The organism is Pseudomonas sp. GG8 (assembly GCF_052976945.1).
This window is the reverse complement of sequence record NZ_JBRIIP010000001.1, coordinates 1,848,206-1,873,641: the sequence shown is the minus strand read 5'-3', so window position 1 is coordinate 1,873,641 and position 25,436 is coordinate 1,848,206. Positions and strand designations below refer to the sequence as shown.

The window sequence follows — 25,436 nt, the reverse complement described above, 5'->3', positions numbered from 1 at the left end:
TCCGATAAGAGCGGGCCCGAGATATTACAGATTGAGCAGCGCGGCGACTACGGCCTCGCCCATTTCCTGGGTACCTACTTTGGCGTTACCAATCGACCAGATGTCGCCGGTACGCAAACCTTGATCCAGTACCAGGCTCACAGCCCGTTCGATCGCCTCAGCAGCAGCCAGCTGATTGAAGCTGTAACGCAGCATCATCGCGACCGACAGAATCGTTGCCAGCGGGTTGGCAATGCCCTGCCCTGCGATGTCTGGAGCCGAGCCGTGGCAGGGTTCGTACATGCCCTTACTGTTGGCATCCAGCGACGCCGAAGGCAGCATGCCGATAGAACCGGTGAGCATCGAAGCCTCGTCTGACAGAATATCGCCGAACAGGTTATCGGTGACGATCACATCGAACTGCTTGGGTGCACGTACCAGTTGCATCGCCGCGTTGTCGACGTACATGTGGCTCAGCTCGACATCAGGATAATCCTTGGCGACCTGTTCGACCACTTCACGCCAGAGCTGGCTGGATTCCATGACGTTGGCTTTGTCCACCGAGCACAGTTTCTTGCTGCGAAGCCGGGCCATGTCAAAGCCTACACGGGCGATACGACGGATTTCGCTCTCGCTGTACGGGAGAGTGTTGTAACCCTCGCGCTCGCCGTTGTCGAGGGTACGAATACCCCGTGGCGTACCGAAGTAGATACCGCCGGTCAGCTCACGAACGATCAGGATGTCCAGGCCCGACACCACTTCCGGTTTCAAGGTGGACGCTTCAGCCAATTGCGGATACAGAATGGCTGGCCGCAGGTTGCCGAACAGTTTCAGCTCGGAGCGAATCTTCAGCAGGCCTTTTTCCGGACGAATTGCACGGTCCAGCGTGTCCCATTTCGGGCCACCGACGGCACCGAGCAGCACAGCATCGGCAGCGCGGGCGCGGGCCAGGGTTTCATCGGCCAAAGGCACGCCATACTTGTCGATGGCCGCGCCACCGATCAGGTCATGGCTGAGCACGAAGCCCAACTGAAACTTGTCATTGACCAACTCCAGCACCTTGACCGCTTCGGCCATGATTTCCGGACCGATACCATCACCTGGGAGAATCAGAATCTGCTTGCTCATACGTTCCTCAATCCATTTAAACGGCGCGTGATCGTGCGCCTGCAAAAAGAACCATCACTGCTTTTTATAGAAGCAACAAGACTAACGTTCTGCCCACAACACCAGCACATCGGTGCTGAAGGAGCCGTCGTCAGTGATCTCAAAATACTCGCGCACTTCTGCACCCATTGCCTCCTGCAACTCACGAATCGCGACACGCAACACCTGTGGCGTGCGCATACGCTCGACCCACGAACTGTACTCCAAGTGCAAGCGCTGACGGCTGTGACTGCGGGTGAATAACCCGGCCTCGCTGACATGGCGCAACCACTCACCCGCAGAATAGTCGCGGACGTGGCTGGTGTCGCGCAGCACTTCAACACTTTGCAGATACGTATCGAACAGCGGACTGCCTGGCGACATGACGTCGATAAACGCCGCAACGCCACCCGGTTTCAGCACGCGTCGCACTTCACGGAGGGCCAGGCCCAGATCGCTCCAGTGATGCGCCGAGTAACGGCTGAACACAAAATCGAACTCGCCGTCCTCGAACGGAAGGCGCTCGGCGGCCCCACAGACCGTTTGCACGTTGCTCAGTCCACGCTCTACCGCCGCGCTGGCGACCACATCGAGCATCTGCTGCGACAGGTCGTAAGCCACCACCTCGCCCACCGACGACGCCACATTAAAACTCACATGACCGGCGCCACAGCCCAGATCCAGCACTCGCGCATCGCCACGCCCGGCCACTTCGGCCTGTAGCAACGCGAACTCGGTGCCTTGAGCGTGCACAGCACTGCTCAGATAGGCCGCTGCCTGTTCACCGAATTGACGCTGGACGACTTGGGTGTGCGCGGTGTGGGTCATCATGGAGTTCCTTAATAGGCTTCGACTGTCGGGACGCTATCGCGGGCAAGCCCGCTCCTACAAGAACAGTACGCATTCTGCAGAAGCGGGCTTGCCCGCGGTCAGCTTGACGCGGTCTATCAATCAGTCGCGAAACAACCACGGCTGGCTGGCGCGATGCATGCTTTCGAAGCGGGCAATCGCCTCGCCATCCATCAGCGTCAGACCAATGTCGTCCAGGCCGTTGAGCAGGCAGTGCTTGCGGAACGCATCGATCTCGAAGCTCAAGACTTTGCCGTCAGGACGGGTCACGGTCTGCGCCACCAGATCAACGTTCAATTGATAACCCGGCGTGGCCTCGACCTGTTCGAACAACTCATCGACCTCCGCATCGCTGAGGATGATCGGCAGCAGACCGTTCTTGAAGCTGTTGTTGAAGAAGATGTCGGCATAGCTCGGCGCAATGATGCTGCGAAAGCCATATTCTTCCAGCGCCCAAGGCGCGTGTTCACGGCTGGAACCGCAGCCAAAATTCTCGCGAGCCAGTAACACGCTGGCACCTTGATAACGCGCGTTATTGAGCACGAAATCCTTGTTCAATGGACGCTTGGAGTTGTCCTGATAAGGTTGCCCCACATCCAGATAGCGCCACTCGTCAAACAGATTAGGACCAAAGCCCGTGCGTTTGATCGATTTGAGAAACTGTTTGGGAATGATCTGATCAGTGTCGACGTTGGCACGATCCAAAGGAGCGACGAGGCCGGTGTGCTGAGTAAATGCTTTCATGCTGGGCTCCTTAGTGTTGGATCAAGTCACGAACGTCGACGAATCGACCGTTGACCGCCGCCGCTGCCGCCATGGCAGGGCTGACCAGGTGAGTACGGCCACCGGCGCCTTGACGGCCTTCGAAGTTACGGTTGGATGTGGACGCGCAATGCTCGCCGGACTCCAAACGGTCCGGGTTCATCGCCAGGCACATCGAGCAGCCCGGTTCACGCCATTCAAAACCGGCCTCGATGAAAATCTTGTCCAGCCCTTCTTTTTCCGCCTGCGCCTTCACCAGACCCGAGCCTGGCACCACGATGGCCTGTTTGACGGTGGAAGCAACTTTGCGGCCTTTGGCGATCTCTGCCGCAGCACGCAAGTCTTCGATCCGCGAGTTGGTGCAGGAGCCGATAAACACACGATCCAGCTGAATGTCAGTGATCGCCTGATTGGCATGCAAGCCCATGTACTTCAACGCGCGCTCGATAGAACCCCGCTTGACCAGATCGGTTTCTTTGGCCGGGTCAGGCACGTTTTGATCGACGGCCAACACCATTTCCGGTGAAGTGCCCCAACTGACTTGCGGCTTGATCTGAGCGGCATCGAGCTTGATCACGGTATCGAAGGTGGCGTCGGCATCGGACACCAGGTCCTTCCAGGCTTCGACAGCCAAGTCCCACTCCGCACCTTTAGGGGCAAACGGACGACCCTTCACGTAAGCGACCGTTTTTTCATCAGTCGCCACCAGGCCCACGCGAGCGCCGGCTTCGATGGACATGTTGCAGATGGTCATACGCCCTTCGACGGACAGGTCGCGAATCGCGCTGCCTGCGAACTCGATAGCATGACCATTGCCGCCCGCCGTACCGATCTTGCCGATAACAGCAAGAACGATGTCTTTGGCCGTGACGCCAAACGGCAATGTGCCTTCGACCGACACCAACATGTTTTTCATTTTCTGGGCGACCAGGCACTGCGTAGCGAGCACATGCTCGACCTCGGAAGTGCCGATGCCATGGGCCAACGCGCCAAACGCACCGTGAGTCGAGGTGTGCGAATCGCCGCAGACCACGGTCATACCCGGCAACGTAGCGCCTTGCTCAGGGCCAATGACGTGAACGATGCCCTGACGTGGGTCATTCATCTTGAATTCGGTAATGCCATATTCATCGCAGTTGTCGTCAAGGGTCTGCACCTGCAGACGAGACACTTGATCGACGATGGCCTCAATCCCGCCTTTACGCTCCGGTGTCGTCGGCACGTTATGGTCTGGAGTGGCAATGTTGGCATCGATCCGCCATGGCTTGCGCCCGGCCAGACGCAGACCCTCGAAGGCTTGCGGCGAGGTCACTTCGTGAATGATGTGACGGTCGATATAAATCAGCGCCGAACCATCGTCGCGCTGTTTGACCAAATGCGAATCCCAGAGCTTGTCGTAGAGCGTTTTGCCGGCCATCAGACGTTTCCTCATCAGCTTGTTTCTATGCCGGTTATCGATGACGTGGCTCAATAACCCTTTGGCTTGTGAGGAAGATCCTATGGGGTATGATTAAATAACTCAAATTCATATTTTTTATGCTTTGGATAACCAATTGGAATCCTAAAATGGATCTAGCCAATCTCAACGCGTTTATTGCCATTGCCGAGACAGGAGGCTTCTCAGCGGCAGGGGAACGCTTGCATCTGACCCAGCCAGCGATCAGTAAACGAATTGCCGGTCTGGAGCAGCAACTCAAGGTTCGGCTGTTCGACCGACTGGGTCGTGAAGTCAGCCTGACCGAGGCTGGCCGGGCACTGCTGCCCAGAGCCTATCAAATCCTTAGCGTGCTGGACGACACTCGCCGCGCATTGACTAACCTCAGCGGCGAGATCAGCGGACGCCTGACCCTGGCAACCAGCCACCACATCGGCCTGCATCGCCTGCCTCCCTTATTGCGCGAGTTCACACGGCGATACCCCGAGGTCGCGCTGGACATCCAGTTTCTCGACTCGGAAGTGGCCTACGATGAAATCCTCCATGGGCGCGCCGAACTGGCGGTGATCACCCTCGCTCCGCAACCGCATACGCTGGTCAAGGCGGTAGTGGTCTGGGACGACCCACTGGATTTCGTCGCAGCCCCAGAACATCCCTTGGCCAACAGCGGCGCTGTAAGCCTGATGGATATAGCGCGCTATCCAGCGGTGTTTCCCGGAGAAAATACATTCACCCATCACATCGTCAGCCGCCTGTGCGAAGCTCAAGGCCTGAAACCGAACATCGCCATGAGCACCAACTATATGGAGACCATCAAAATGATGGTCTCCATTGGCCTGGCCTGGAGCGTCTTGCCACGCACCATGCTTGATGATCAAGTAGCGCGCATCCCTTTGCCGGGCATTCAGCTCACTCGCCAGCTAGGCTACATTGTGCACACTGAAAGGACACTCTCCAATGCCGCACGAGCATTCATGGCATTACTGGATGCGCAAATAACGTAATCTCCGAGCATAAAAGCGCTTAAAACAATCAACGTCTTTGCCCACTTTCTCAAGGCTTGTTGACCGATGCCCAAAACAGCTGACGGCCTCCTACTCCCGGCGTTTCACCAGGTCACCGACTCCAGCGAGTCGGAAAAACGCTTTGAGACTCTGTATAATCTCAGTCCCAATGTAGTCCTTCTGACCCGGCTGGAAGACGGCCTTATCTGTGAGGCCAATCGACATTTCGAAAGCCTGCTGGGCTGGCCAATCAAAGATATTCTGGGCCGTACCAGCGTGGAAATCGGGCTGTGGGCTGTTCCGGCACAACGTCAACAGGTTCACGACATGGTCAAGGGCGAACCCAAACCCGTTACCCTTGAGGTGCAATTGCACGCCAGCAATGGCCGGGTTCACGATGGCACGCTCTGCGCACAGAAGATCGTGCTGGATAACTGCGCCTATCTTCTCAGCACTTTTCTGGACAACACCGAACACAAGCGTGCCGAACTGGCCCTCAAAGAAAGTCAGGAGCGTCTGGACCTGGCACTGGATTCGGCGCAACTGGGCACGTGGGACTGGCACATCCCCACCGGCATGTTGTATGGGTCAGCCCGAGCCGCGCAGTTGCACGGCCTGGCACCGGAGCCTTTTCACGAATCATTCGATGCCTTTTTCGAGGGTGTGCCCGGCAAAGACCGAGACCACATGCGTCAGGCCTATCGCAGCCTGCGCGAAGGCCCGGCGGGCAATTATCAGATCACCTACCGCATTCAGCTGGAGAACGGCACTTCGCGCTTTCTCGAAAGCCGCGCCCGGCTCTACCGTGATGCAAACGGCGAACCGCTGCGCATGGCCGGTACGTTGCTGGACATCAGCGACCAGGTCGAGCGCGAGCAACGCCTGAGCAGTTCAGAGGAGAAGTTCGCCAGCCTGTTTCAAGCCAGCCCTGACCCGGTATGTGTCACCCATTTCGAGACCGGCCAATTCGTCGAGATCAACCCCAGTTTCACCCAGACATTTGGCTGGAAAGCCGATGAAATCATCGGCCTGAACGTTACGGATATCAGTTTTTGGGCGGACCCGTTAAAACGCCAGCAACGCAACAAGCAAATCATCCGCGACAAGGGCCTGGACAATCTTGAGGTGCTGCTGAAGAACAAGGAAGGCGAACTGCTGACCTGCGTCATCTCCAGCCGCTTGATCGTGGTCGACGAACAACCGTGCATTGTTACCACCCTGCGCGACATCACCCAACAGCAACGTGCCGAAGCGGCGCTCAAGGCCAGCGAAGAGAAGTTTGCCAAAGCGTTCCACTCCAGCCCCGACGCCATCACCATCACCGAGCGCGATTCGGGTCGCTACCTTGAGGTCAACGACGGTTTCTGCCGGTTGACCGGCTACAGCTCCGAAGAGGTGATAGGACGCACTGCCTACGACGTGGGCATCTGGGCTGAACCGGCGCAGCGCAGCCTGATAATCAGTGATTTACAGGACCAAGGCCGCGTCCATCACCGGGAAATGCTGGCACGCAATAAAAATGGAGACATGCTGACGGTTGATGTGTCAGTGGAGCCCATCACCCTGAATGAAACGCCGTGCCTGCTGATGACTGCCCGCGACATCAGCCAATTGAAGAACGCTCAGGCGCAGATTCAGCACCTGGCCTACCACGACCCGCTGACCGACCTGCCCAATCGCGCGTTGCTGATGGATCGTCTAAGCCAGCAGATTGCCCTGCTCAAACGTCATAACCTGCGGGGCGCGCTATTGTTTCTCGACCTCGACCACTTCAAGCACATCAACGACTCTCTCGGTCACCCGGTCGGCGACAGCGTGTTGAAGGTCATCACCGCACGCCTGGAAGCCAGCGTGCGCACCGAGGATACGGTGGCGCGTCTGGGCGGCGATGAATTCGTGGTCCTGATCACCGGACTGGAAGGCACGCGGGCCGAAGTCACCCATCAGGTACGCGGCCTGGCTGACACCCTGCGTGAGTTACTGGCAGAGCCGATGTTCCTCGACGGTCAACGTCTGCAGGTGACACCGAGCATTGGCGTGGCCTTGATCCCCGATCATGGCTCAACCCCGGCTGACCTGCTCAAGCGTGCGGACATTGCCCTGTACCGGGCCAAGGATTCCGGGCGTAACACCACACAACTGTTCCACAGCACCATGCAGAAAGCCGCCAGTGAGCGCCTGAGTCTGGAAAACGATTTACGCCTGGCCCTGCCCCGCGGCGAGTTCAGCTTGCACTACCAGCCTCAGGTGGACGCACGAGACAACCGCATCGTCGGTGCCGAAGCGTTGCTGCGCTGGCAGCGTCCGCAATTGGGCGCTATGGCACCGAGTCACTTCATTCAGGTGCTGGAAGAAAGCGGAATGATTCTGGAAGTCGGTAGCTGGATTCTTGATGAAGCGTGCAAGGCCGGCGGGCAGCTATTAAGGGAAGCGTTGATCGACGCGGATGATTTCAGCATGTGCGTCAACATCAGTCCCCGGCAGTTTCGCCAGAATGACTTCGTCGAGCGCGTCGAACGTAGCCTGCGCGTTCATCGCCTGCCCAGCCGGCTTCTCAAGCTGGAGATCACCGAAGGCATCGTGATCCAGAACCTGGACGACACCATCGCCAAAATGCGTCGCTTGAAGAAAATGGGCGTCAGCTTCGCGATGGATGATTTCGGCACAGGTTACTCGTCGCTCACCTATCTCAAGCGCTTGCCGGTGGACGCGCTCAAAATCGATCAATCGTTCGTGCGCGACGCAACCACTGACCCCAACGACGCCGAAATCATCCGCGCCATCGTGGCCATGGCCCAGAGTCTGAACCTGGCAGTGATCGCCGAGGGTGTGGAAAAACCGGAACAACTGAGGTTTCTCGAACAATTGGGCTGCCATTTATATCAAGGGTATTTGTTCAGCGAGGCGCTGCCGCTGGAGGGGTTTATGGGGATGCTGAGTCAGGAACAAGAGCCATGAGTTTGGCCGCCATAAGCCCATAAACAAGAAAGGCGCCGATCAGGGCGCCTTTCTTGAGCCAGAATGATTTCAAGCCGCCTCGCTGTGAACAAATCCAATCAACTGTCCGATCCGCTCGCAATCGGTCTCACGCCGCAGGGTATTAAACAGCACCGTCGCCTCGGGGTAGCTTTTGGTCAGCAACGCCAGCCATTGCTTCAAGCGGCCAGGGGCCTGAATCGGGGTCATTTTGTTCAACGCCTTTTGCCAGAAATCTTGCAGGAAGGGCTGCAGTTGCGTCCAAGTCATCTCGATCACGTCTTCGCCCGCCTCGGCAGCCGCAATTTGCCGGGCCAGATCAGGGCGCGCGACCAACCCGCGACCGATCATGATGTCTCGGGCGCCACATATTTCCCGGCAGCGTCGCCAGTCGTCAACGGTCCAGATTTCGCCGTTGGCAACGACCGGGACCTTGACCACTTCCTGGATACGCGCGATCCATTCCCAGTGCGCTGGCGGTTTGTAGCCATCGACCTTGGTCCGAGCATGGACCACAATCTGCTCCGCACCACCATCGGCCAGTGCCCGGGCGCAATCGAGAGCGCCCTCCGGGCTTTCATAACCCAGACGCATTTTCGCCGTCACCGGGATATGCGCAGGCACGGCGCGCCGTACATGGTTGACGATGCTGTGCAGCAACTCCGGCTCTTTGAGCAGGATCGCGCCGCCACGGGAACGATTGACGGTCTTGGCCGGACAACCGAAGTTCAGGTCCAGCACGGGGGCACCCAGCTCACAGGCATAGGCTGCGTTTTCGGCCAGGCACACAGGATCGGAACCCAGCAATTGCAGGCGTAAGGGCACACCCGCATCGGTCTTCGCCCCCTGGTGCAACTCCGAGGCGTATTTGTAGAAGTAGTGGGCCGGCATCAGGCGCTCGGACACACGAATGAATTCGGTCACACACCAATCGATGCCGCCAACCTGAGTCAGCACATCGCGCAGGATGTCGTCGACCAACCCCTCCATGGGCGCCAAGGCAATTTGCATGGGTCACACTCGAAAAAAAGTCCGGCAGTTTACGGGGCGTCCACTGGATTGGAAACGCTTATACGCCGTTTGGCGTCAGGCTTGCGGGTTGACCAGCGCCGGACCATAGCCTTCGATGAACTCGGCAGGCATACGTTTGGGTTTACCGCTGGACAGTTCGATGCAGACGAAGGTGGTTTGCGCGCGCAGTAACGTCAGACCGTCACTTGGCCGCTTGAGCTGAAAACGGCGGGTCATCTTCAGGCGTTGATCCCAATCGACGATCCAGGTTGCCAATTGCAGCTCGTCGTCCTCGTAGGCGCTGGCCAGGTAGTCGATTTCATGCCGGACCACCGCCATCGCCCGATCGATTCGACGGTACTCGCTCAAATCCAGGCCAAGCCGTTGTGAATGTCGCCATGCGCAACGCTCCAGCCAAGTCACGTACACCGCATTATTGGCATGACCCAGCCCATCGATGTCTTCAGCCACCACACTCAGGTCAATGACGAATGGCGTTGCCAGATCCCAGCTCATGCTCGCTCCTTGATGTGTGCCCCAACGTGGAGAGCAACTCGCGAGCAGTGTAACGGAAGCTCAGGCAGATTGGCGCTGCGGGTGTGCGCTGCCGGCCAGCAACGCCAGCACGCCCTCGATCACCTTCGGATCGGCCAGCACCCGCTGATGTCCGCCCTGCTTGAGGCGCAACAAGCGGCTGTCAAACCAGGCATCGTGGATCCGTTGCGCTTCGTCCACCGGAACCATGAGGTCATCCTCCGCATGCACGATCAAGCCTGGCACATTCAGCTCATAGCGGCTGACATCCAGCGCAGACGCCGCCATGCCCACCTCGCGTTCGAACTGCCTGATGAACGAAGAGCGCGCAACAGGTGGCAATCCAACCCGATGCGCAAAACCACGCAGCACCCCCAATACACGGCTCGGCGCGGCAATGCTCACCAGGGTTTCGCTGCGCAGGCCCATCTGAGTCGCCAGCAGCACGCTGGCGCCGCCCATGGAATGGCCAATTACGGCTTTGAGTGGCGGAAGCTCTGCCGAAGCTTCCAGCAGCGCCCTGGCAAACAACACCACATGAGCTTCATGACCGGGGGACTGTCCATGGCCTGGACCGTCAAGCGCCACGACGGTATAACCCGCAGTGACCAAGGCCTCTATCAAACTGGCGAATTGGGTTGGGCGCCCTTCCCAGCCATGCATGAGCAACACCGTAGGACCCGCCCCCCAACGCAAGGCGGAAAGACCGAAGCGCAAGGTCACGCGCTCGGCACGGGCCAGGACTGGCAACTCCCAGTCAGACGGCAATCGATGCTGCGGGGTAGTGAACGCCAGATGCATTTTTGCTGCCACCAACCTGGGTGCCAGCCGACCCAAGGTGCCATTGACTCCGCGAATCCAGCCTAACCTGCTCATCGCTTCTCTCCTGCAAACCCACTGCGTTGCGTTGTGTGTTTTAAATTCTGGCACTGCAAACAGCGTTGATCACAGTACCGCCGACTTTGCGGCCCGGAGCACCCGGTCAGATAATTCGCAAGGGCCTAAAGCGCGCGCCAAGGCCAGACCACCGGTCATCAATGCCATGTCCGCCAGGACCTTGTCGGCGTCCTCAGGGCTGTCCGCCAATTGCGCCACCATCAACTCCACATGCTCGGCCAATACCGCACGAAAACCGTCAGGCAGACGCGACAGCTCACCCACGGTTGATGGCAACGGACAGGCATGCTCCGTAGCGTCCCGATGCTTACGCGACAAATAGAAGGCAGCGACCAGCGCTCGGCGCTCATCGCCAGCCAAGTGCTCGTCAATTTGCGCCATCAGCGCCCTGCGCTGGCCGAGCAATTGACTGAAGGCCTCGAGCATCAAGGCATCCTTACTTTCAAAGTGCGCGTAAAAACCACCCACCGTAAGGCCGGCAGCACCCATCACGTTGCTGACACTCGGCTCAACCGGACCCTGCTGGATCAGAGCAGAGCTGGCGGCCTGAAGAATACGCTCGCGGGTTTGCGCCTTTTTATCGTTCATGCTCGCCTCCAAATATTATGTATATAATATTATATCCATAATATTTATTGGCAAGCAGATTGTCATGCCGCCGGTCGGCAGGACGAATGCGATACAGCGCAGGAAGGGGTTGACGGAAAATACGGCAGGAGGGGTAAAACGCAGCACAAAAACAAAAGGGCCATTCAATAATTGAATGACCCTTGGTCCCGTAGAACGGGCAATCGTGGCGTCCCCTAGGGGACTCGAACCCCTGTTACCGCCGTGAAAGGGCGGTGTCCTAGGCCACTAGACGAAGGGGACGCAAAACCTTCTATACAACGTGATCAGACTGAGCCTGATCGATTCAAGGCCTGCGTGGCCAAGCCTTGAACTGTACAATTTGGTGGAGCTAAACGGGATCGAACCGTTGACCTCTTGCATGCCATGCAAGCGCTCTCCCAGCTGAGCTATAGCCCCGGATTTTTCGCCTCACGGCGGAGCAATACCTCGCGGCACTGCTTCTTGATACTGGCGTCCCCTAGGGGACTCGAACCCCTGTTACCGCCGTGAAAGGGCGGTGTCCTAGGCCACTAGACGAAGGGGACGCAAAACCTTCTATACAACGTGATCAGACTGAGCCTGATCGATTCAAGGCCTGCGTGGCCAAGCCTTGAATTGTACAATTTGGTGGAGCTAAACGGGATCGAACCGTTGACCTCTTGCATGCCATGCAAGCGCTCTCCCAGCTGAGCTATAGCCCCACGTTGTGGACGGGGCGCATATTAAGCGCGACCTTGGAACCTGTCAAATATATTTTCAACAAATTTCAATATTTTTCGTCGGCATAACAATCACTTACCGTCCAACCCCCGTAAATCCGGGGGCGCAACGGCCACTGTGCGCCCTACTCCAGGCAGACACAATGACCCACAACGCCTGGTGAGCGTGTCAGGCAATGGCGCCCAACAGCTTTTCCCATTCCTTGTTTTCTTTCTTCGATACGCCGCCAAGCAAGTCGATGGCCTGACGCAGACGGAAGCGTGTCAGGTCCGGACCGAGGATTTCCATCGCATCGAGGACCGAGACCGAGCTGGCCTGCCCCGTGATTGCAGCAAACATCAGCGGCATGGCGTCGCGCAGTTTGAGCTCCAAGTGCTCGACCACAGCCTGAATGCAGCCTGTAATCGGATCTTTTTCCCACTGGCGCAGAGTCTCCAGTTTCCACAGAATCAACTGCATCAACTGCCGGACCTGATCGGGCGACAGTTTTTTGTGTTCGAACAGTTTGGCATCCAGCTGCAAGCCACCGGCGAAGAAGAAACCGGCCAACGGCGCAATCTGACTGAAAGTTTCTACGCGCCCCTGAACGTGAGGAGCGATTTTCATCATGTACTCGGGGTTCAGCGCCCAATTCTGCACACGACGGGCAAACTCTTCGACCGGCAACTCGCGCAGCCATTGGCCGTTGAGCCAGGACAGCTTCTCGATATCGAAAATCGGCCCGCCCAGGGAAACCCGCGACAGGTCGAAATGCTCGACCATTTCTTCCAGCGAGAACTTCTCGCGCTCGTCCGGCATCGACCAGCCCATGCGACCCAGGTAGTTGAGCATGGCTTCAGGCATGAAACCCATACGCTCGTAGAACGTCACCGAAGTCGGGTTCTTGCGCTTGGACAGCTTGCTCTTGTCCGGGTTACGCAGCAGCGGCATGTAGCACAGCTCTGGCTGATCCCAACCGAAATACTCGTACAGCAGGATCAGTTTAGGTGCCGACGGCAGCCACTCTTCGCCGCGCAGGACATGGGTGATACCCATCAGATGGTCGTCGACGACGTTGGCCAGAAAATAGGTCGGCAACCCATCGGTCTTCATCAACACTTGCATGTCCATGCGATCCCACGGGATCTCGACGTCGCCACGCAGCATGTCCGGCACCACGCAAACGCCTTCGCTTGGCACTTTCATGCGGATTACATGCGGTTCGCCAGCGTCCAGTCGACGCTGAACCTCTTCCTTCGACAGCAATAGTGCACGGCCGTCGTAGCGCGGGGTTTCGCCCCGGGCCATCTGTTCGGCACGCATCTGATCGAGCTCTTCCGCAGTGCAGAAGCACGGGAACGCGTAGCCCATCTCGACCAGCTGCTTGGAATACTTCTGGTAAATGTCGCCCCGCTCGCTCTGCCGATACGGGCCGTGAGGACCACCGACATCCGGGCCTTCGCTCCACTCGATTCCCAACCAGCGCAACGCATCGAAAATCTGCTGTTCAGACTCACGTGTCGAGCGCACTTGGTCAGTGTCTTCGATGCGCAGGATGAACTCGCCACCGTGTTGCTTGGCAAAGCAATAATTGAACAATGCGATGTAGGCAGTGCCAACGTGGGGGTCGCCAGTGGGCGATGGCGCGATGCGGGTGCGGACGGTGGTCATGAAAGATCTCGAATAGGTCGAACAAGCGTCGAATCTTAACAGGCGCACCCCCCATGGCTCCAGCGCAGGGGCGTAATCAACGTACGGCCGAGCGCCTGCATACCCCATAGAAGGTAGATACAAGGCATAACGGACTAAATGAATACCCAAACATCACCTGCAGTCATTATTCTGGCGTATGGCTATATGCCAGAATTAAACACTGATAAGTTTGCTTACATTTCAAATAATTTAGAACGCCCATGCCCGCCCAACTTAAACGCCGCCTGTACATCTTCTTCACGATTGCCCTACTGATCGCCCTCGCCTTTTTTGCCCAGTGGTACTTCAAGGGCCGCTTCTATGAAACCACCGACAACGCCTATGTACAGGGCGAAATCACCCGAATTTCCAGCCAGCTCGCCGCGCGCGTCGACGAAGTTCTGGTCCAGGACAACCAGCACGTCGAAAAAGGTCAACTGTTGGTGAAGCTAGATGCCGCTGACTTCCATCTGGCCGTTGACCGGGCGAAGGCCATGCTCGATACCCGTGAAGCCGAGCGGATTCAGGCAAACAGCAAGTTGACCCAGCAAGCCAGCATGATTGCGTCCGCCGAAGCCCAAGTGGCAGCCAGTCAAGCAACCTTCGGACGCACACAAATCGATTTAAACCGCGCAGAGACTTTGCGCAAACCCGGCTACATTTCCGAAGAGCGCGTCACCACCCTGTCTGCCGACAGCCATATCGCACGTTCGCAGGTCACCAAGGCCCAGGCCGAAGTACAAGGCCAGCGGCAACAGGTGGTCGCCCTTTCGGCGGAAATCAAACGCCTCGACGCGCAGATCGCCAATGCCCGCACCGACCTTGCCCAAGCTGAACTCAACCTGCAACGCAGCGAGATTCGTGCGCCACTCAGCGGGATGATAGGCCAACGCGGGGCGCGCAACGGCCAATATGTACAGGTCGGCGCGTACCTGCTGTCTATCGTGCCGGATGAAGACATCTGGATTCAGGCCAACTTCAAGGAAACCCAGATCGGCCATATGGCGCCAGGACAAGCAGCCGAACTGATTTTCGACGCCTATTCCGACACCCCCATCAACGCCAGGGTGGAAAGCCTGTTCGCCGCCTCCGGTGCGCAATTCAGCCTGCTGCCGCCGGACAACGCCACCGGCAACTTCACCAAGGTGGTACAGCGTATTCCAGTGAAGCTGACCTTTGCCGCCGATAACCCGTTGCACGGCAAAATCCGCCCCGGCATGTCGGTGACAGTCAAGGTCAACATCAAGGCAAACGGCGCTGACAGTGGCCGGTGATCAACTGATCCGCCCCGCTGGCGAGCCAAGCCGACGGGACTGGATCGCGGTCATGAGCGTGATGCTGGGCGCTTTTATGGCGGTGCTGGACATCCAGATCACCAACTCTTCGCTCAAGGACATTCAGGGCGCGCTGTCGGCGACCCTTGAAGAAGGCTCGTGGATTTCCACCTCGTACCTGGTGGCGGAAATTATTATGATTCCGCTCACCGCCTGGCTGGTGCAGTTGCTCTCAGCGCGACGCCTGGCGGTCTGGGTTTCGGGCGGGTTTCTGCTGTCCTCCATGCTCTGCTCCATGGCCTGGAGTCTGGACAGCATGATCGTGTTCCGCGCCTTGCAGGGCTTCACTGGTGGCGCGCTGATCCCGCTGGCGTTCACCATGACCCTGATCAAACTGCCCGAGCATCATCGTGCCAAAGGGATGGCCCTGTTTGCGATGACAGCGACATTCGCGCCCTCGATCGGCCCGACGCTGGGCGGCTGGCTGACAGAGAACTATGGCTGGCAGTACATTTTCTACATCAACATACCGCCCGGCCTGCTGATGATCGCCGGCTTGCTCTACGGCCTGGAAAAGAAAGCTTCGCACTGGGAACTGCTGAAAAGCACCGACTACGCGGGCATCGTTACCCTGGGGGTCGGCCTAGGCTGCCTGCAGGTGTTTCTGGAGGAAGGTCATCGCAAGGACTGGCTCGAATCCCACCTGATTGTCAGCCTGGGCAGCATCGCCCTGGTCAGCCTGATCACCTTCGTGATTCTGCAACTGTCCAAACCCGAGCCACTGATCAACCTGCGTATTTTAGGAGAACGCAATTTTGGCCTGTCGAGTATCTCCAGCGTGGGGATGGGTGTGGGCTTGTACGGTTCGATCTATCTGTTGCCGCTGTACCTCGCGCAAATTCAAGGCTACAACGCGCAGCAGATCGGCGAAGTGATCATGTGGATGGGCATTCCGCAGTTGTTTTTGATCCCGCTGGTGCCACAACTGATGAAAGTGATACCGCCGAAGCTCCTGTGCGCCATCGGTTTCGGGCTGTTCGGGTTTGCCAGCTTCGCGTCCGGAGCACTCAACCTGGACTTCGCAGGACCGCAGCTCAATCAGATCCAGATCGTGCGCGCCCTCGGCCAACCGATGATCATGGTTACCATTTCGTTGATCGCCACCGTCTATATCCAGCCGAAGGACGCGGGCTCAGCCTCGAGCCTGTTCAACATCCTGCGAAACCTGGGAGGCGCCGTTGGTATCGCCCTGCTCTCCACCCTGCTTGATGCCAAGACCAAGACCTATTTCGACTATTTGCGCGAAGCCATTGTCCCGAGCAACCCGCAAGTCGCCGAGCGCATGGCCTTGCTCACCGACAAGCTGGGCAACGAACAAGCCGCCTTGGCCAGACTCAGTGAGATCACGCACCAGCAGGCATCCATCATGGCCTACAACGACGCCTTCCATTTCGTCGGTATCGCACTAGGGATAAGCATGATCGCCGTGCTGCTGACCAAAGCGCTGCCTGTTGGCGTCAAGGGCGGGGCGGCGCATTAAAGAGTGCCAGCACCTGCATTGACCCGGGGCAACATCAAACCGTCAACAACCGCTCACGCAGCTTGCCGATCTCGTCGCGCATCTGTGCCGCGGCCTCGAACTCGAGGTCGCGGGCCAGTTGGTACATCTTCTCTTCCAATTGACGAATACGCTTGCCGATCTCGCCCGGCGTGCGCAATTCGGCTTCGTACTTGGCGTTCTCTTCGGCGGCCTTGGCCATGCCTTTGCGCTTCTTGCTGCGCGAACCCGGCACGACGGCGCCCTCCATGATGTCGGCAACGTCCTTGAACACGCCTTTAGGGGTGATGCCGTGTTCCAGGTTGTAGGCAATCTGCTTGTCACGCCGACGGTCGGTTTCGCCAATCGCCCGCTCCATGGAGCCGGTGATACGGTCGGCGTACAAAATCGCCCGTCCATTGAGGTTACGTGCGGCGCGGCCAATGGTCTGAATCAGCGAGCGCTCTGAACGCAGGAAGCCTTCCTTGTCAGCGTCGAGAATCGCCACCAGCGACACCTCAGGCATGTCCAGGCCTTCGCGCAGCAGGTTGATGCCCACGAGTACATCGAACGTACCCAAACGCAGATCGCGGATGATTTCGACCCGTTCCACGGTTTCGATATCCGAATGCAGGTAACGCACCCGAACACCATGGTCGGCCAGGTAATCGGTCAGGTCTTCGGACATGCGCTTGGTCAAGGTGGTCACCAATACCCGTTCCCCCACGGCCACACGCTTGCCGATCTCTGACAGCAGGTCATCGACCTGAGTCAGTGCCGGGCGAATCTCGATCTGCGGGTCGACCAGACCAGTAGGTCGCACCAACTGCTCAATCACTCGACCGGCATGCTCCGCCTCATAGTTGCCGGGGGTGGCCGAGACGAAAATCGTCTGCGGACTGACGCTTTCCCACTCATCGAAGCGCATCGGCCGGTTATCCAGAGCCGACGGCAGACGGAAGCCATACTCGACCAGGGTTTCCTTTCGTGAGCGGTCCCCCTTATACATCGCGCCCACCTGCGGCACGCTGACGTGGGATTCGTCGATCACCAGCAATGCATCGGCCGGCAAGTAGTCATACAACGTCGGCGGCGGCGCACCGGAAGGTCGTCCAGACAGGTAGCGTGAGTAGTTTTCGATACCGTTGCAGTAGCCCAGTTCCAGGATCATCTCCAGATCGAAGCGGGTGCGCTGCTCCAGCCGTTGCGCTTCCACCAGCTTGTTATTGCTGCGCAGGTACTCCAGCCGCTCCTGAAGCTCGACCTTGATCCCTTCCATCGCATCCAGCAGTGTTTCGCGCGGCGTTACGTAGTGACTCTTCGGATAGAACGTAAAGCGTGGCAGTTTGCGAATCACTGCGCCCGTCAGCGGGTCGAAGGCCGAAATGTTCTCGACCTCGTCGTCGAACAGCTCGATGCGGATCGCTTCGAAGTCCGATTCAGCCGGGTGGATGTCGATCACGTCCCCGCGCACGCGAAACGTCGCACGAGCAAAGTCCACGTCGTTGCGAGTGTATTGCAAGTCAGCCAGACGCCGAAGCAGCTCGCGCTGATCGAGTTTGTCACCACGATCGACGTGCAGCACCATCTTCAAATACGTCTCGGGGCTGCCCAAACCGTAGATGCACGACACCGTGGTGACGATGATCGCGTCCTTGCGCTCCAGCAACGCCTTGGTCGCCGACAACCGCATCTGCTCGATGTGGTCATTGATCGAAGCATCCTTCTCGATAAACGTATCCGACGACGGCACGTATGCTTCTGGCTGGTAGTAATCGTAGTAAGAAACGAAATACTCGACTGCGTTGTTCGGAAAGAACGCCTTGAACTCACCATACAACTGCGCTGCCAAGGTTTTGTTCGGCGCCAGCACCAGGGTCGGACGCTGCACTTGCGCGATCACGTTGGCGATGCTGAAGGTCTTGCCCGAACCGGTTACGCCGAGCAATGTCTGGTGCGCCAGCCCGGCCTCGATCCCTTCGACCATCAAGCGAATAGCTTCCGGCTGATCACCGGCCGGCTGGAAACGGGTTACGAGCTCAAACTCAGACATACGCTACCTCTGGGTTCATTCCGGCCTGCAAAACAGCGCTGAAACGAGAAAACCGCGAACGACCGATGCCGCCGGGAAAAGACATGAAGAGACTATAAATGGAGTCAAAGACATCACCTTTCAAGCGACCCATCCTACAAGCCCAAAACAATTGCGGTTGCAATTTGACTAACGGTCGAAAAATAAACGTGGAAAACCCTAAAAAACTCTGAAAAACGCGCTTCAGCCTGTCGCAGCGCTGAACGATGCTCTCTATACTAGGTCCCCGTTTGCGCACCGCTCTAGTGCACTCGGCCGGAGCGTTGTACCTCTTCAATCCTCCATTCAGAGCTGCCGTAAAAATGAGCCTGTTCTCCGCTGTCGAAATGGCACCACGCGATCCAATCCTGGGCCTCAACGAAGCATTCAATGCCGATACCCGTACCTTTAAGGTCAACCTGGGGGTCGGGGTGTACTGCAACGAAGAGGGGCGAATTCCACTCCTGCGTGCCGTCGCCGAAGCTGAGAGCATTCGCGTGGCTCAACACGTCGCACGCGGTTACTTGCCGATCGATGGCATCGCCGCTTACGACCTGGCCGTGCAGAAACTGTTGTTCGGTGCCGAGTCGCCGTTGCTGGATTCCGGGCGCGCCCTGACTGTTCAGGCCGTGGGCGGTACCGGTGCATTGAAAATCGGTGCCGACTTCCTCAAGCAACTCAAGCCCGACGCGATCGTGGCCATCAGCGATCCAAGCTGGGAAAACCACCGTGCGCTGTTCGAGACCGCTGGTTTCCCGGTTCAGAACTACCGTTATTACGATGCGACCAGCCATGACGTGAACCGTTCAGGCATGCTCGAAGATTTACAGAACCTGCCGTCAGGTTCGATCGTGGTCCTGCACGCCTGCTGCCATAACCCGACAGGTGTCGACCTGAGCCCTGAGGACTGGAAAAATGTCCTCGACGTGCTCAAAGCCAAAGGCCACGTGCCGTTCCTGGACATGGCGTATCAAGGCTTCGGCGACGGCATCGAAGAAGACGCCGCCGCAGTGCGCCTGTTTGCCGAGTCGGGCCTGACCTTTTTCGCCTCCAGCTCGTTCTCCAAATCGTTCTCGCTGTATGGCGAACGCGTTGGCGCGTTGTCGATCGTCACTGAATCGAAAGACGAAACCGCACGGGTTCTGTCACAGGTCAAACGCGTAATCCGCACCAACTACTCCAACCCGCCAACCCACGGCGCAACCATCGTCGCTGCGGTGCTCAACAACCCTGAGCTGCGCGAGATGTGGGAGCAGGAACTGGGCGAAATGCGTCTGCGGATTCGTGGCATGCGCAAGGCCATGGTCGAGAAGCTGGCGGCCCAGACCGATCACGACTTCAGCTTCGTCGGTCGTCAACGCGGCATGTTCTCCTACTCCGGACTGACCACCGAACAGGTTCATCGCCTGCGCAATGAATTCGGCATCTACGCCCTCGACACCGGCCGGATCTGCGTTGCCGCACTGAACCAGAGCAACATCGACGTCGTGACCAAGGCGATTGTTCAGGTGATCTGACGGTCGTTGGCGGTAGACAAAGGGGAGTCAGCGTGAGCTGACTCCCCTTTTTTATGTAAGCCAGACACCCGTCAAAGGCACGTGATTTACTGCGCTTTTTTGCGATACGCCATCGAATCATCAATCCGCTTGAGGATGTAATCCCCCGCTGCGACGGGTGGGTACAGGCTCGATGCCGAATCGATACCTAAATCACAGGGATCGACCACCGCGCTGTAGGTCGGGTCGTAAAAGGTCGCGATGGAATAGCGTTCATGACCTGACTTATTGATCACTCGATGCAAGGTCGAGCGGAAACGGTTGTTGGACCAATGCGCCAGCAGGTCGCCGACGTTGACCACCAGACTGCCAGGGATCGGCGTGGCATCGATCCAGCGGTTAGAGCCCAGCTCACGCACCTGCAAGCCCCCGCTGTTGTCCTGATACAGCAACGTAATGCAGCCGTAATCCGTGTGCGGTGCAACCCCGAATTGATCGGCTTCGGCCATCGGCGGATGGGGTGGGTAATACACCATCTGAGTCCGTTGCAGCGGTGTGTGGTACTTGCTGTTGAAGAAATCCTGTTCTATGCCCAGACCCGCTGCCACCGCTTTCAACAGATCGGCCCCGGCCTTGCCGATTTCGACGTAATACTCAGCCAGCGCAGTGCGCAGCCCCGGCATAAATGCCGGCCATTGGTTCGGTCCGCGTAAAGCCTCTCCAGCTACCACACACGGATCGTCTTCAGGCAGTTCCAGCCCGATGCTGAAGAACTCCTTGAAATCAGGCTTGGTCGCCTCATACATGGTCGCCCCGCCCAACGCATGCCAGCCTCGGTGCCGCTTATTCACCGCCACCTGCCGCTTGACCTCGGCCGGGTAGGCAAAGAACTGCGCTGCCGCCGCCATCGCCCGATCAATCACCTCCTGCGGCACACCGTAATTGATGATGTAGAAGAAGCCGGTTTCGCTGCAGGCCACGCGAATGGCCTCACCGGCCCGGCGAATACTCGCCTGGTCACCTTCACGAACACCGGACATATCGATCAAGGGCAGATTAGCGCTAGAGGTCATGCTCGCTCCTGTTTACAGGGGTTATACCGGGCTGGAATGGAGGGATCAATCGAACAGCGGAATGCGCGGTATATACAGGTGTAAGCATTTACTGTGCCGCCGACATTGTCCTTTTCCGCAAACCCTCATGCTCACGCTGACCGCCTGTTTTTCTAACGACCAACGCCGCCTTGTCATCAGCAATTACCTGGTTTCCCTTTGCCTCATCAGTGGGCGGAACGACCTCAATGGGTGCAACTTTCGGTGACAGCAGCTGCCAGGAATACCCCGGCAATCCTGTTTGATTCTATAAACACAGGCGAAGGAACGACCCTCATGATTTGCAATCGACGCATTGGCCTGCATCTTGCCTTACCTGTATAGACAAGAGCATATGGCTTGCCAACGATTGCTGCGGATGCGGTTCTGCTGGGACGCGCTACCTTGTATGGAGTGGCCGTCGGCGGCCAGGCCGGTGCAGGGCATGCTCTTGATCTGCTGACACAAGAGTTACGTCTGGCCCTGTCGTTGCTCGGTCAACCGGACTTGAGCCAACTCGACAGTCGCGGGTTGCGCCTGAATCCTCTTTCTTCTCTTACCGTGAGCTAGGCCGATGCCTCATTTGCAACAGACCCTCGAGCAATTGCGCGCAGCATTGGGTGACGCGGCGGTAGTCACGGGCGCCGCGATCAATCAACGGCACTACAGCGACTGGACCGGCCACGCACCTGCCTGTCCGGCGGCGGTGTTGCTGCCAAGGAGCACTGAGGACGTCGCCGCCGCCTTGCGTATTTGCAACGCAGCGCGGCAAACGATCGTGCCTCAAGGGGGAATGACCGGGCTGGCCGGCGGCGCGGTGCCTCGGGAAACCGACATCGCCCTGTCCCTGGAGCGGATGCACGGCATCGAGGAAATCGACCCCGCCGCCGCCACCATCAGTGTCTGGGCAGGCACCACCCTGCAAGAAATTCAACACGCGGCGCTCGACGCAGGCTTTCTATTTCCGCTGGACCTGGGTGCCCGAGGCTCATGCCAGATCGGCGGCAATATCGCGACCAACGCGGGTGGCAATGCCGTGATCCGCTATGGCATGACCCGAGACTTGGTGCTCGGCCTGGAAGTGGTTTTGGCCGATGGCCGCGTGCTCAATCTGCTGAACAAGATGATCAAGAACAACTGCGGTTATGACCTGAAACAGTGCTTCATCGGCAGCGAAGGCACCCTTGGGGTAATCACCCGCGCCATCTTGAAGCTCGCGCCATTACCCGGTGAAACCACGACCCTGCTGTGCGCCCTGCCCGACTACGCCAGCGCGGTGAGCCTGCTGCGGCGAGTGCAACGCAGCGTTGGCACACCGCAAGCCTATGAGCTGATGTGGCAGGACTTCTTCTGCTTGGGCGTTTCCTGGCTGGAAAGTCCGGTAGCGCCGATGTCGCGGGATTATCCACTGTACGTGCTGCTGGAATCCGCCGCCGCCCGCGAGCGGTTGGAACAGGCCCTGGAAGATGCCATCAACGCTGGCGAAGTGGTGGATGCAGTGCTGGCCAGCTCACAGGCCCAAGCCCGCGCACTGTGGAAGATTCGCGAAGCGACCGGTGAATTTCCGTTGCGCATGACGCCGTTGAATTTCGACGTAAGCTTACCCATTGGCCAGATCGGCGACTTCGCCGAGCTGTGTCGGCAGCGCCTTGAGCAACGCTGGCCGGGTAACCGTAGCGTGTACTTCGGCCATATCGGCGATAGCAACCTGCACCTGACCGTGGACTGCGATTCATTGCCACAGCCAGCGCCTGTTTTCGAGATTGAAGAACTGGTCTATACCGCCGTCGGAGAGTTGGGCGGATCGGTGTCCGCTGAACATGGCATCGGCCTGCTCAAGCGTGAATTTCTTCATCACTCGGTCAGCCATGAAGCGCGTCAGGCGATGCAGCAGCTCAAGGATTGCTATGACCCCAACGGCATTCTCAATCCGGGGAAAATACTCGGCTGAAGCTCATCTCAGGTTGTACATACAGGTACGGCACGCTAACTGCACTGAGCAATAGGCAATAGGCAATAGGCAATAACCCTTACGCAACGATCATAAAAATCAACACCACAGCCAATACAAGAACCGACACAAACCACCAGCGTTCACTGCATCTGATGAAGGAGTTACCCCATGCAACTCGATTCTCTGTTCAGTAAGACATTCAACGGCCTGTGCGTCGCCATGGCCCTGGCCGTTACTCCCCTGGCGGCGCATGCCGATCAACTGGCCGATGTGAAAAAAGCCGGTGAGCTGGTGGTGGGCACCGAACTGCAATTTGCACCGTTCGACTTCACCGACAACGGTAAACAGAAAGGCCTGAACGCCGAACTGTTCGAACAACTGGGCAAAGAACTGGGGGTCAAAATCAAATTTCTCGACCTGCCGTGGCCGAGCGTATTGCCAGGGCTGGAAGCGAAGAAATTCGACGTGGTCGCTGGCCCCATTATCGTCACCAAGGCGCGCAAAGAGCGCTACCACTTCGTGATGCCGATTGCCGAAGCGACTGTAGCGCTAATGATTGGCGCCAAAGACGAGACCATCAAAAAGCCTGAAGACATCTCTGGTAAAACCGTCGGCGCAGGCAAAGGATCGGCACAGCTCGAAGAACTCAAATCCTTCGCCGCGACCCTGCCGGAGAAAGTCACGATCCGCGAGTACGTCGATAACAACCAAGCCTATGCCGACCTGGCTGCCAAGCGCATCGTTGCAGTCGCCAACTCCCTGCCGAACATTTCCTACGTCGCGGCCGAGAAATCAAACTTGTACAAAGTGGTCATGCCACCGTTCGGCAAGAAATCTTACTTCGCCTATCTGGGACGCAAGGATGACGACGCCAACAGCCTGATCGCCGCCCTCAACGCCGCCATGCTGAAAATGCATGAAGACGGTCGCCTCGCCAGCCTGCAGAAAAAATGGCTGGGGGCCGAAATGGACGTGCCTAAAGCTGACTTCGACCCAACCTGGTAAACAGCTTTAGCGGGTTGAATCAACGGATCGCCGGCTCAACCGGGCCGGCGATCATCGAGGGTGGAGTCACGACGATGTTCGATTGGCCTTTACTGCTGCAAAACCTGCCGTTACTGCTGAACAGCTTGCTGGTGACCCTTGAGGTTTCGGTCGCGGCACTGGTTTTTGGTTTTGTCATCGGCGTGATCGTCGGCAGCTTGCGGCTGTCACCCGTGCCGCTGTTAAGACGCCTGGGTGGCGCCTATATATTCGTGTTCCGGGGCATTCCGCTGCTGGTGCAATTGCTGTTCATCTATTACTTCCTGCCGCGCATCGGCCTGCCGAACGTCTCGCCCATGGTGGCGGCAGTGATCGGCCTGTCGCTAGCGGCCGGGGCTTATATCGCCGAGATCATGCGCGGTGGTTTTCTCGCCATTCCCGGCGGGCAACTGGAAGCCGCCGGCCTGCTGGGCATGAGCGCAGGACAAATGCTGGTGCGCATTCGCGTGCCTCAAGCCGTACGCCTGACCCTGCCGGCGCTGGTCAATGAAATGATTCTGCTGATCAAGGCATCGTCGCTGGTATCCGTAGTGGGTCTGGCCGACCTGACCCGTACCGCACAGAACATAGCGGCCAGTGACTACATGTTCGTTCAGGATTACCTGATGCTGGCTGGCTTCTACTGCCTGATCAACATTCCGCTGGCATTTTGTGGTGGCCTGCTGGAGCGCCATCTGAAGAAGCGAGCCCTATGATTTTCGACCCCAGGATCATCACCGAGCACCTCGGTGACATCGGCCAGGGTTTCATGGTCACCCTCGGCACCTGGTCTGCCGGTGTTGTCCTTGGATTAATGCTGGGCATGCTGATCGCCGTCGCGCAGCTGTTCGGCAACACCCTGGTTCGCACGCCGCTGCGCGTATTCATCGAGGTGATTCGAAGTACGCCGTTTCTGGTCCAGCTGTTTCTGGTGTATTACGGCGGGCCGTCTTTTGGTCTCAGCCTGGAGCCCATCCCGGCCGGCATCCTCGGCCTGGGCATCTATGGCAGTGTCTATTTCGCCGAGATTTTCCGTACCGGCTTTGAATCCGTGGCCCGCGGCCAACTGGAAGCAGCCGACTGCCTGGGCATCAGCCGCCTGCAATGCATCACGCGTATTCAGATTCCGCAAATGCTGGTGATCATCCTCCCGGCACTGGTCAATCTGGTGACCATCCTGTGCAAGGAAACCGCCGTGCTGTCGATCATCACCATCCCCGAACTGACCATGGTCCTGACCGGCATCGGCTCGGAAACCTTCGCCTTTGTCGAAACCCTGCTGGTGCTGTGCATTGGTTACCTGTTGCTGGTGGAAGCGTGCTCACGGTTGGGCATGCTGCTTGAAGTGCGGGTCGGGCGTTTCATGCAGAAGCAACCGCGATGAACAATGCCCTCCG

At 58.1% G+C, this 25,436-nt stretch carries 20 protein-coding genes, 4 tRNA genes and 1 pseudogene; 10 read left to right on the top strand and 15 right to left on the bottom strand.

Annotated features, from left to right (window positions below; genetic code table 11):
• Positions 1–24: 24 nt before the first annotated feature.
• The 4 genes from leuB to leuC form a co-directional block, all read right to left on the bottom strand.
• The gene (gene leuB, locus ACVBEG_RS09145) at positions 25–1,107 is read right to left on the bottom strand and encodes a 3-isopropylmalate dehydrogenase (RefSeq protein WP_322179565.1); all 1,083 of its coding nucleotides are present in this window, start codon (positions 1,105–1,107) and stop codon (positions 25–27) included.
• 81 nt (positions 1,108–1,188) lie between these two features.
• Complete coding sequence (locus tag ACVBEG_RS09140; RefSeq protein ID WP_322179566.1) at positions 1,189–1,953, bottom strand: class I SAM-dependent methyltransferase; 765 nt, start codon at positions 1,951–1,953, stop codon at positions 1,189–1,191.
• Positions 1,954–2,076: 123 nt separating this feature from the next.
• Positions 2,077–2,718: a 3-isopropylmalate dehydratase small subunit gene (leuD, locus tag ACVBEG_RS09135; RefSeq protein ID WP_322179567.1), complete on the bottom strand. Its 642-nt coding sequence runs from the start codon at positions 2,716–2,718 to the stop codon at positions 2,077–2,079.
• A gap of 10 nt (positions 2,719–2,728) precedes the next feature.
• Positions 2,729–4,153 (bottom strand): 3-isopropylmalate dehydratase large subunit, encoded by a 1,425-nt coding sequence (leuC, locus tag ACVBEG_RS09130; protein WP_322179568.1) that lies wholly within the window; start codon positions 4,151–4,153, stop codon positions 2,729–2,731.
• Between the two features lie 149 nt (positions 4,154–4,302).
• Between leuC and ACVBEG_RS09125 the strand changes: the two genes are divergently transcribed.
• On the top strand, positions 4,303–5,175 hold the full coding sequence (locus ACVBEG_RS09125; protein WP_322179569.1) for a LysR family transcriptional regulator: 873 nt from the start codon (positions 4,303–4,305) through the stop codon (positions 5,173–5,175).
• Between the two features lie 129 nt (positions 5,176–5,304).
• Positions 5,305–8,133: pseudogene (locus ACVBEG_RS09120) on the top strand (EAL domain-containing protein); the annotation flags it as partial.
• Positions 8,134–8,202: 69 nt separating this feature from the next.
• Here ACVBEG_RS09120 and ACVBEG_RS09115 read toward each other — a convergent pair.
• The 9 genes from ACVBEG_RS09115 to gltX form a co-directional block, all read right to left on the bottom strand.
• Complete coding sequence (locus ACVBEG_RS09115; protein ID WP_447107604.1) at positions 8,203–9,162, bottom strand: tRNA dihydrouridine synthase; 960 nt, start codon at positions 9,160–9,162, stop codon at positions 8,203–8,205.
• 75 nt (positions 9,163–9,237) lie between these two features.
• Positions 9,238–9,678 carry an acyl-CoA thioesterase gene (locus ACVBEG_RS09110; RefSeq protein ID WP_322179571.1) on the bottom strand — a complete coding sequence of 147 codons (441 nt, stop codon included), beginning with the start codon at positions 9,676–9,678 and terminating at the stop codon, positions 9,238–9,240.
• A gap of 60 nt (positions 9,679–9,738) precedes the next feature.
• Positions 9,739–10,572 carry an alpha/beta fold hydrolase gene (locus ACVBEG_RS09105; RefSeq protein WP_323566511.1) on the bottom strand — a complete coding sequence of 278 codons (834 nt, stop codon included), beginning with the start codon at positions 10,570–10,572 and terminating at the stop codon, positions 9,739–9,741.
• A gap of 69 nt (positions 10,573–10,641) precedes the next feature.
• Positions 10,642–11,181: a TetR/AcrR family transcriptional regulator gene (locus ACVBEG_RS09100; RefSeq protein ID WP_322179573.1), complete on the bottom strand. Its 540-nt coding sequence runs from the start codon at positions 11,179–11,181 to the stop codon at positions 10,642–10,644.
• Between the two features lie 206 nt (positions 11,182–11,387).
• A tRNA-Glu gene (locus ACVBEG_RS09095) sits at positions 11,388–11,463 on the bottom strand.
• 80 nt (positions 11,464–11,543) lie between these two features.
• A tRNA-Ala gene (locus ACVBEG_RS09090) sits at positions 11,544–11,619 on the bottom strand.
• Positions 11,620–11,671: 52 nt separating this feature from the next.
• Positions 11,672–11,747, bottom strand: a tRNA-Glu gene (locus ACVBEG_RS09085).
• Positions 11,748–11,827: 80 nt separating this feature from the next.
• Positions 11,828–11,903 (bottom strand) — tRNA-Ala (locus ACVBEG_RS09080).
• A 187-nt stretch (positions 11,904–12,090) separates the two neighbouring features.
• The gene (gene gltX, locus ACVBEG_RS09075; protein ID WP_322179574.1) at positions 12,091–13,572 is read right to left on the bottom strand and encodes a glutamate--tRNA ligase; all 1,482 of its coding nucleotides are present in this window, start codon (positions 13,570–13,572) and stop codon (positions 12,091–12,093) included.
• Positions 13,573–13,814: 242 nt separating this feature from the next.
• On the opposite strand from gltX, the gene ACVBEG_RS09070 reads away from it, so the two are divergent.
• Together ACVBEG_RS09070 and ACVBEG_RS09065 are read left to right on the top strand one after the other, a co-directional pair.
• The gene (locus ACVBEG_RS09070; RefSeq protein WP_322215850.1) at positions 13,815–14,867 is read left to right on the top strand and encodes an HlyD family secretion protein; all 1,053 of its coding nucleotides are present in this window, start codon (positions 13,815–13,817) and stop codon (positions 14,865–14,867) included.
• A 52-nt stretch (positions 14,868–14,919) separates the two neighbouring features.
• Positions 14,920–16,407, top strand: coding sequence for an MDR family MFS transporter (locus tag ACVBEG_RS09065; protein WP_322215848.1), 1,488 nt, complete (start codon positions 14,920–14,922; stop codon positions 16,405–16,407).
• Between the two features lie 34 nt (positions 16,408–16,441).
• On the opposite strand, the gene uvrB is transcribed toward ACVBEG_RS09065, so the two are convergent.
• Positions 16,442–18,457, bottom strand: a complete 2,016-nt coding sequence (uvrB, locus tag ACVBEG_RS09060) for an excinuclease ABC subunit UvrB (protein WP_322179577.1) — start codon at positions 18,455–18,457, stop codon at positions 16,442–16,444.
• Between the two features lie 341 nt (positions 18,458–18,798).
• On the opposite strand from uvrB, the gene ACVBEG_RS09055 reads away from it, so the two are divergent.
• Positions 18,799–19,992, top strand: coding sequence for an amino acid aminotransferase (locus ACVBEG_RS09055; RefSeq protein ID WP_322179578.1), 1,194 nt, complete (start codon positions 18,799–18,801; stop codon positions 19,990–19,992).
• 86 nt (positions 19,993–20,078) lie between these two features.
• Here ACVBEG_RS09055 and ACVBEG_RS09050 read toward each other — a convergent pair whose 3' ends face one another.
• The gene (locus ACVBEG_RS09050; RefSeq protein WP_447107603.1) at positions 20,079–21,044 is read right to left on the bottom strand and encodes an isopenicillin N synthase family dioxygenase; all 966 of its coding nucleotides are present in this window, start codon (positions 21,042–21,044) and stop codon (positions 20,079–20,081) included.
• Positions 21,045–21,422: 378 nt separating this feature from the next.
• Between ACVBEG_RS09050 and ACVBEG_RS09045 the strand changes: the two genes are divergently transcribed.
• From ACVBEG_RS09045 to ACVBEG_RS09025, 5 genes are all read left to right on the top strand, one after another.
• Positions 21,423–21,632 (top strand): alpha-hydroxy-acid oxidizing protein, encoded by a 210-nt coding sequence (locus ACVBEG_RS09045; protein ID WP_322179580.1) that lies wholly within the window; start codon positions 21,423–21,425, stop codon positions 21,630–21,632.
• Positions 21,633–21,636: 4 nt separating this feature from the next.
• Positions 21,637–23,013 carry an FAD-binding oxidoreductase gene (locus tag ACVBEG_RS09040; RefSeq protein ID WP_323566098.1) on the top strand — a complete coding sequence of 459 codons (1,377 nt, stop codon included), beginning with the start codon at positions 21,637–21,639 and terminating at the stop codon, positions 23,011–23,013.
• A 171-nt stretch (positions 23,014–23,184) separates the two neighbouring features.
• Entirely contained in the window at positions 23,185–24,021 is an 837-nt protein-coding gene (locus ACVBEG_RS09035) for a transporter substrate-binding domain-containing protein (RefSeq protein WP_322215842.1), read from the top strand.
• A gap of 74 nt (positions 24,022–24,095) precedes the next feature.
• The gene (locus ACVBEG_RS09030) at positions 24,096–24,755 is read left to right on the top strand and encodes an amino acid ABC transporter permease (protein WP_322179583.1); all 660 of its coding nucleotides are present in this window, start codon (positions 24,096–24,098) and stop codon (positions 24,753–24,755) included.
• On the top strand, positions 24,752–25,423 hold the full coding sequence (locus ACVBEG_RS09025) for an amino acid ABC transporter permease (RefSeq protein ID WP_322179584.1): 672 nt from the start codon (positions 24,752–24,754) through the stop codon (positions 25,421–25,423). Before ACVBEG_RS09030 ends, ACVBEG_RS09025 begins: the two co-directional genes overlap by 4 nt.
• The last annotated feature ends 13 nt before the right edge of the window (positions 25,424–25,436 follow it).